Here is a 1312-nt window from a genome sequence, read left to right as displayed (position 1 = left end):
CACTAGTGTTGCATTAATTTAATTTGACTATTAAAAATACTCAAAATGTTCAATTTTATTATTTTGTGCAAAGAAAAAGTCCTTTATAATGGATAAAGTCAGGTGGCAACCCGTCCAAATCCACTAAAAAGGACCAATCTCATGGACAAGATTACACGAAAAACTTCATTTGGACAATGGTTTTTACCAATAAATCTTCAATTACTTGAGGAACAGGTGAAAACGTTGAAATTAGATTACTATACGAAAAAATTAACGGCAGAATCATTCCTGAAATTATTACTTTTTGCGCAGCTAGAAGAAATCGAAAGTCTACATGCGCTAAGCGATTGTCTTTTCGATGACCTATTGCAGAAAGGCATTGATCTCGATTCAATTAGTATTTCTCAGCTCTCACGCCGATTGAATGGCATGAATCCAGATCTATTCCAAAGGCTTTTCCTTGATTTAGTCGCACAAATTCATGCCAAAACACACTATACAAAACTTATCATGCCTGTAAAAATTATCGATTCAAGCACATTGCCACTCAATTTGACGAATCATAAATGGGCAAAATTCCGCAAAACAAAGGCGGGAGTTAAATTGCATTTGCGTCTAGTCTTTATGGAAAAAGGAACTTCCTATCCCGAAAAGGCCGTTATAACAAATGCAAAAGAACATGACCATGGTCAGCTTGAAATCATGGTGGATGACAAGGAATGCATGTATGTGTTTGACCGTGGGTACCTAGATTACGAGCGCTTTGATCGCATGACTGATGATGGCTACTTCTTTCTTACAAGGTTACGGAAAAACGCTGTCATACGGGAGGTTTATAACTTTAAACTTCCGGACAATACAGCTGTTTTATCGGATCAAATGGTGTTGATTGGGACAACACAAAACCGTGCTGAAAATTACTTTCGCCTTTTAAAAGTAATGGATTCAAAAGGGCATGAACTTCATTTAATTACAAATCGTTTTGATTTGAACGCCGAAGAAATATCAGAGATGTATAAATCTCGCTGGGCAATTGAGCTGTTTTTCAAATGGATTAAACAACATCTCAGCATAAAAAAGTTCTATGGTCAAAGCGAATGGGCGATTCAAAATCAAGTATTTATAGCATTAATCGTTTTTTGCCTACATGTTCTCGTTCAGATCGAGACAAAAAGTAAGCGAAAGACCTTACAGATTAGCCGTTATTTAAGGGCTGCACTGTGGAAACCAGCGCATATTTGGCTTCGAAAAATTGAAGGAAAAGCCATTCCTTAATAAGTAAATTGTCGTCGTTGCACAAGTCTAATTGTAAATAAATTTCCAAATGGAT

The 1312-nt window shown here is 36.4% G+C and carries 1 protein-coding gene; it reads left to right on the top strand.

Going from position 1 to position 1312, the window contains the following annotated elements; translation table 11 throughout:
• Positions 1–141 precede the first annotated feature (141 nt).
• On the top strand, positions 142–1257 hold the full coding sequence (locus ACTXGU_RS22220; protein WP_443483694.1) for an IS4 family transposase: 1116 nt from the start codon (positions 142–144) through the stop codon (positions 1255–1257).
• Positions 1258–1312 lie beyond the last annotated feature (55 nt).

The sequence above is a fragment of the Niallia sp. 01092 genome (genome assembly GCF_052318935.1).
In the GTDB taxonomy this organism is placed as follows: domain Bacteria; phylum Bacillota; class Bacilli; order Bacillales; family Cytobacillaceae; genus Niallia.
Note: the sequence above shows the minus strand (reverse complement) of the source record. Positions and strands in the feature narration are given on the sequence as shown.

Bases quoted from the DNA above. Each gene is read 5' to 3' on its own strand.
- ACTXGU_RS22220 (WP_443483694.1), top strand. From the start codon at position 142: ATGGACAAGATTACACGAAAAACTTCATTTGGACAATGGTTTTTACCA.